The organism is Erythrobacter sp. (genome assembly GCF_038133525.1).
Lineage (GTDB): Bacteria > Pseudomonadota > Alphaproteobacteria > Sphingomonadales > Sphingomonadaceae > Qipengyuania.
The window spans coordinates 3,876-10,191 of the sequence record NZ_JAYPTL010000079.1; the positions used below are offsets into that span (position 1 = coordinate 3,876).

A 6,316-nucleotide genomic window follows, 5' to 3' on the forward strand; every position below is an offset into this window, starting at 1 on the left:
GGCTAGTAGGGCGGTTTGTGCAGCCCCTTGGGGCTTTCGGTAAAGATTTCGACGCCGTTGTCGGTAATCCCGATCGAATGTTCGAACTGGGCGCTCAGCGACTTGTCGCGCGTGACGGCAGTCCAGCCATCGCCGAGGATCTTGGCGTGCGGACGGCCGAGGTTGATCATCGGTTCGATAGTAAAGAACATCCCTGGCTTGAGCTCAGGACCGGTGCCTGCGCGGGCAGCATGGATCACCTCGGGTGCATCGTGGAACAGGCGCCCCAGCCCGTGGCCGCAGAATTCCTGCACCACGCCGTAGCGGTGCTGACGCGCATGTGCCTCGATCACCGCACCGATGTCGCCCAGCCTGGCACCAGGCTTCGATGCCGCTTCGATCCCCAGCATCAGACATTCGTAGGTTACATCCACCAGCTTGCGCGCTTTGAGCGGAACGTCGCCGACGAAGTACATACGGCTGGTATCACCGTGCCAGCCATCGAGCAGCGGGGTCACGTCGATATTGACGATATCCCCGTCCTTGAGCGCCTTGTCGCCCGGAATACCATGGCAAATCACGTGGTTGATCGAGGTGCAACAGCTATGCGTATAGCCGCGATAACCCATCGTCGCGGGTACCGCACCACCATCGAAGGTCATCTGCCTGACCAGGTCGTCAATCTGCCCGGTGGTTACGCCGGGCTGCACGAAGCTTGTCAGCTCGTCGAGGATCTCGGCCGCCAGCCGGCCGGCCTTGCGCATCCCTTCGAACCCTTCGGGTCCGTGGAGCTTGATGGTCCCGTCACGGTAGACGGTCTGGTCGCTGTCGATCACCTGGTATTCGGTCATGCGCGCCACATAGCGACTAAGCCGCCAAATTGCGAGGTGCTCAGCGTTTCACGCTGAATGCGCTTGCATATTCGGGCCTTACGATAGCGATGACCGCCGCGTCGACCGGCAAGGTGATCTCATATTCGCCTTCTGCATAGGGGCCGGCGACATAGGGACCATAGTAGAATCCCAACCGGTCGAAGGTCTTGCCGTTGGATGAGCCTACGAACAGTGTCGTCTCATCCATGCCAGGGCAGTTGTTGGGCCATTCCCCCGACGGACCGTCGATCGGTTCACCGCGCCGTTCTTGCCGCTGGCGATCGAGCGCGGCACAGGCCTTCGTCCCGATCGCACCTCGCAGGGCATCCTGAGAGGCGAACATCGCCAGCGGATCGAACAGTTGCCGCGCCTCGCGATCCCATATCTGGGAGCTCCGTCCGTACATGCCGTGGGCACCGCCGGTATAGGTATAGAACTCGGTCGAAAGGCTGAGGAAGCGCAGGAGGTCCGCGACGACCTGATATTCGTTCGCGAAGGAATAGCTGCGGCACGACACGGCATCCCCTGGGCAATCGGCCACTGCCGAATCCCAGCCCGCCTTCGTCTCGTTGAACAGGTCGCGCCGCCGCTTGTCGAGCAGCGCGGCAAGTTCTGCTTCCTCAGCGACCCGGGCTGGCCACTTGAACGCGAATTCAAATGAACCGCCGCCTTCCTCTTCGAGCTTCTGCTCGAATGCGAAGGCTTCGGCCTTTGTCTGGGAGCTAGCCGCACCCCTATCACCCGGGCGGGCGGCGTCGCCTGGGTCGATCCCTGCCCTCTCGCCAAACTCCTGCGGGTCGGAGCAAGCCGCACTCGACAGGAGCAGTGAAATCAGGAACAGGGGCATACGCATCGCGGTTTCCTTCCGCACCGGAACGATACATAGGGACGTGCTTAGATTATGGCCGACACCGTGCCGCTTATCCAGCCCGACAAGGGCCAGCAGGCGACTGCCATTCACCTTGTCAATCGCGAGGGTCTTGCGAAATGGGTGAAGCAGTTATCTTCCGGGCAGCGTGCCGCGCTGGAAGCGCAGAAGTTTGACGGCGGTGCGTTCCAGGTCGGTATCGTCCCCGATGGCGACAACTGGTTCGCCGTCGGCGGTGTCGCCAATCCGGAGCAGCTGTCGAGTTGGTGCATGGCCAAGCTTGCGGAGGCCCTGCCCGAAGGTACCTATCGTCGTGCAGAAGGCGATCCGGGACCGGCCATGCACGGCTGGCAGACAGGGCAGTATCTGTTCGATCGTTACAAGAAGCCGGAACGCCCGATCGGCCCACGCGTGCTGCTGACCAAGGAAGCCGGACGCATCGAGGCCGCGATTGCCGAGGCGCAGGCGGTTTGCCTGGTGCGCGACCTGGTCAACACGCCGGCTGAAGACATGGGACCCGAAGCGATCGAGGCGCAATGTGAGGCATTGGCCAAGGCCTATTCGGCCAAACTTTCGGTCACCAAGGGTGACGCGCTGGAGCGTGATTTTCCGATGGTCCATGCCGTTGGCCGCGCCGCCGCCCGCCACCATGCCCCGCGCCTGATGCACCTGACCTGGGGCAAAGCGGGCGACCCGGTCCTGGCGATCGTCGGCAAGGGTGTCTCCTTCGATTCAGGTGGGCTCGATATCAAGCCGGCCAGCGGCATGCTGTTGATGAAGAAGGATATGGGCGGCGCCGCGCATGCCATCGCGCTTGCGGGTCTGGTCATGGGCGCGGGGCTCAAGGTCCGGCTGCACCTGCTTGTCCCGGCGGTCGAGAATGCCATCGCCGGCAACTCCTTCCGCCCCGGCGATATCCTCAAAACGCGCAAGGGCCTGACCGTCGAAATCGGCAACACCGATGCCGAAGGTCGCCTGATCCTTGGCGATGCGCTCCAGCGGGCAAGCGAGGAGAAACCCGAACTGATCATCGATTTCGCCACGCTGACTGGTGCCGCGCGCGTGGCCCTGGGACCCGACTACCCCGCGCTGATGACCCGACGCGACGATACCGCGCAGGCGCTTATCGATGCGGGCAAGGCTTGCGATGACGAGCCGTGGCGGCTTCCCTTGCCCGACGGCTACCGCGAATGGCTGTCCTCCGATCTCGCTGATCTCAACAATTCTGCGACCAACGGCTTTGCCGGGGCAAGTGTAGCCGGCCTGTTCCTCGATCGCTTTGTCGGCGAGGGGATCGACTGGGCCCATTTCGATACCTTCGCGTGGCGCCCCGCCGCCAAGCCGGGCCGTCCCAAGGGCGGTGACGCCTACGGTCTGCGGGCCGCCTGGCATATGCTGCGCCAGCGTTTTGGTGGAGCGTCATAGGCGGGTGGCTTGCGGGATCGGCCATGCGAGGTTAAGCGCGCGCAACGTCAACTATCGAGTTTGAACTCCCAGCGTGACAGGGCCTGCAGCGTACTCACTTCCTGATGGTATTGTCGGACTGAAGGGTCCGGTTGACAAACCCGCGCCCGGGACCCTGCCCTTGCGCGGCGACCTCGCGCATATTGCGCTGGCGGGTCGCTATCTCGCTGCGCACTATGTGATCCCGCGCCAACGCAACATCGGTGCGGACGCGGCAGTGCTCAAGCTCACCATGCGCGACGATGCGGAAGCAGGTGCAACGCTGACGGCAGGCGAACCTGTCGAACTGCTCGACATCGCGGGTGACTGGGCGTGGATCGCGCGCGGGCCGGAGGGGCCGAGCGGCTATGTCCGCCTTGGCGCACTGGCGCCCGAAAATGGCGCATAAGGTCTTCATCGACGGGGCCGCAGGCACCACTGGACTGGAAATTGCCGAACGGCTTTCCGGCCGCAGCGAATTCACCCTGATCACGCTCGACGACGCGCAACGCAAGAATATGGCCGCCCGTCGCGAGGCCTTGAACGAAGCCGATGTAGCGATCCTATGCCTGCCCGACGAAGCGGCCATCGAAGCGGTGGCGCTGATCGACCCAGCCAGCGGGACGCGGGTGATCGATGCTTCTTCGGCCCATCGCACTGCCCCTGGTTGGTGCTACGGCTTTCCCGAACTGGTGGGACGCGAACAGGTCGCCAATGCACAGCGGGTAAGCAATCCCGGCTGCTATCCCACCGGCTTCCTCGCCCTTGTCGCGCCCTTGGTGCGCGCTGGCCTTCTGCCAGCCGACTGGCCCTATACCGTCAACGCGGTGAGTGGCTATTCGGGCGGCGGCAAGGCGCTGATCGAGCGCTTCGAAGCCGAAGGTGCCCCCGCCTTTCGCGCCTATGGCCTCCAGATGGGGCACAAGCACTTGCCGGAGATGAAGGTGCACGCCGGACTTGCTCATGCACCCGTGTTCTCGCCTTCGGTGATCGATGCCTTTCGCGGCATGATCGTCGATGTACCGCTGCCCCTCTCGGCAATCGGCAGCGCCGGCTCGCCCAACGAACTGCGCGACGTCTTGACCGCATTCTATGCGGGATCGCCGATCGTTCGAGTTCATCATGGCGAAGCGCCTAGCGAGATCCTGCTGCCTCCCCATGCCACGCCGCATGACGACCTGGAGCTATGGGTGTTTGGCAATGGTGACGGTTCGCAGCTGCGCCTGGTTGCGCGGCTCGACAATCTTGGCAAGGGAGCCAGCGGCGCTGCGGTGCAGAGTCTGAACCTGCTTTGTGGCCTGCCTGAAACGGCGGGCCTGCGCCTCCTCACTGCCTAAAATTTAAGCATCAAAAGTCTAGCACTTGGGCAGCAGCCCAACAGCCTGACCGCAACATTGCGTCCAGCTTGGGGCAAGCTAAGCGAAAATTGCGCCGAGGTGGTTTGGAGGCGATCAAATCTTCGTCTAGGCGTCGATTTCTCGTGTTGGCACGATTCTTGGATCGCAACGCGCGAGGAAAGACATTCCCAGCCATACCCGGGGGCCGGAAAACCAAAGTGAAAAAGATCGAAGCGATCATCAAGCCGTTCAAGCTCGACGAGGTGAAGGAGGCGCTGCACGAAATCGGCGTGTCCGGCATCACCGTGACCGAGGCGAAGGGCTTCGGCCGCCAGAAAGGCCATACTGAACTCTATCGCGGCGCCGAATATGTGGTCGACTTCCTGCCCAAGGTGAAGCTCGAGGTTGTCGTCACCGACGATATTGCCGAGCGCACCGTCGAAGCCATCGCCGCCGCTGCCCAGACCGGACGCATCGGCGACGGGAAGATCTTCGTTTCGACGATCGAAGGTGCCCTGCGCATCCGTACCGGCGAACGCGACGACGACGCAATCTGATCACCTCTCCCTCCCCCGGAAGGGAGGGGAACTGAAGAAGGAAAAATCAATGTCCAGTGCAAAGAAGGTCCTCAAGCAGATCGAGGAAGAAGGCATCGAGTGGGTCGACCTGCGCTTCACCGATCCCAAGGGCAAGTGGCAGCACCTGACCATGGTTTCGAAGGTCCTGGGCGAGGACGAACTGGAAGACGGCCTGATGTTCGACGGCTCGTCGATTGCCGGCTGGAAGGCGATCAACGAATCCGACATGATCCTCAAGCCCGACCTTGAACAAGTCTATGTCGATCCGTTCAGCGCCGAACCGATGATGATCCTGTTCTGCGACATCGTCGAGCCTTCGACCGGTGAGTGGTACGCACGCGACCCGCGCACGACCGCCAAGCGCGCCGAGGCCTATCTCAAGTCGACCGGCATCGGCGACACCGTCTACGTCGGCCCCGAAGCCGAATTCTTCATGTTCGACGATGTCCGTTTCGAAGACGGCTATGCCGGTTCGGGCTATGCCATCGACGACATCGAGCTGCCGACCAACACCGGCAAGGAGTATGAGAGCGGCAACCTCGCGCACCGTCCGCGCGCCAAGGGAGGCTATTTCCCCGTCGCGCCGGTCGACAGCGCCGTCGACATCCGCGGCGAAATGGTTTCGACCATGCTTGAAATGGGCCTGCCCTGCGACAAGCATCACCACGAGGTGGCTGCGGCGCAGCACGAACTGGGCCTGACCTTCGGCAAGCTGGTCGAGACCGCCGACCGCATGCAGATCTACAAGTATGTCGTGCACCAGGTCGCCCATGCCTATGGCAAGACCGCGACCTTCATGCCCAAGCCGATCAAGGAAGATAACGGCAGCGGCATGCACACCCACATGTCGATCTGGGACAATGGCAAGCCGACCTTCGCCGGCAATGGCTATGCTGGCCTGTCTGAAACCTGCCTTTACTACATCGGCGGCGTGATCAAGCATGCCAAGGCGCTCAATGCCTTCACCAACCCGACCACCAACAGCTACAAGCGCCTGGTGCCGGGCTTCGAAGCGCCCGTGCTGCTGGCCTATTCGGCCCGCAACCGTTCGGCTTCGTGCCGCATTCCCTACGGCACCGGTGACAAGGCGAAGCGCGTCGAGTTCCGCTTCCCCGACGCGATGGCCAACCCCTACCTCGCCTATGCGGCGCTGCTGATGGCCGGCCTCGACGGGATCCAGAACAAGATCCACCCGGGCGAAGCCATGGACAAGAACCTCTATGACCTGCCGCCGGCAGA

7 protein-coding genes are annotated in these 6,316 nt (G+C 62.7%); 5 read left to right on the plus strand and 2 right to left on the minus strand.

Annotated elements, in window-relative coordinates; genetic code table 11:
* Positions 1 to 2 precede the first annotated feature (2 nt).
* Both map and AAFM29_RS15335 read right to left on the minus strand, forming a co-directional pair.
* A complete protein-coding gene (gene map / locus AAFM29_RS15330; protein WP_341713655.1) occupies positions 3 to 830 on the minus strand; it encodes a type I methionyl aminopeptidase in 828 nt (275 codons plus the stop codon).
* A gap of 40 nt (positions 831 to 870) precedes the next feature.
* Positions 871 to 1,704, minus strand: coding sequence for a PdaC/SigV domain-containing protein (locus AAFM29_RS15335; protein WP_341713656.1), 834 nt, complete (start codon positions 1,702 to 1,704; stop codon positions 871 to 873).
* A gap of 48 nt (positions 1,705 to 1,752) precedes the next feature.
* Here AAFM29_RS15335 and AAFM29_RS15340 point away from each other — a divergent pair, with 48 nt between their 5' ends.
* The 5 genes from AAFM29_RS15340 to glnA all read left to right on the plus strand — a co-directional run.
* A complete protein-coding gene (locus AAFM29_RS15340; protein ID WP_341713657.1) occupies positions 1,753 to 3,144 on the plus strand; it encodes a leucyl aminopeptidase family protein in 1,392 nt (463 codons plus the stop codon).
* A 160-nt stretch (positions 3,145 to 3,304) separates the two neighbouring features.
* On the plus strand, positions 3,305 to 3,571 hold the full coding sequence (locus tag AAFM29_RS15345) for a hypothetical protein (RefSeq protein ID WP_341713658.1): 267 nt from the start codon (positions 3,305 to 3,307) through the stop codon (positions 3,569 to 3,571).
* The gene (gene argC / locus AAFM29_RS15350; protein WP_341713659.1) at positions 3,561 to 4,499 is read left to right on the plus strand and encodes an N-acetyl-gamma-glutamyl-phosphate reductase; all 939 of its coding nucleotides are present in this window, start codon (positions 3,561 to 3,563) and stop codon (positions 4,497 to 4,499) included. The genes AAFM29_RS15345 and argC overlap by 11 nt, the downstream gene beginning before the upstream one ends.
* 218 nt (positions 4,500 to 4,717) lie before the next feature.
* Entirely contained in the window at positions 4,718 to 5,056 is a 339-nt protein-coding gene (locus tag AAFM29_RS15355; protein WP_173212040.1) for a P-II family nitrogen regulator, read from the plus strand.
* Between the two features lie 49 nt (positions 5,057 to 5,105).
* On the plus strand, positions 5,106 to 6,316 hold a 1,211-nt coding region (glnA, locus tag AAFM29_RS15360), incomplete at its 3' end, for a type I glutamate--ammonia ligase (protein ID WP_341713660.1).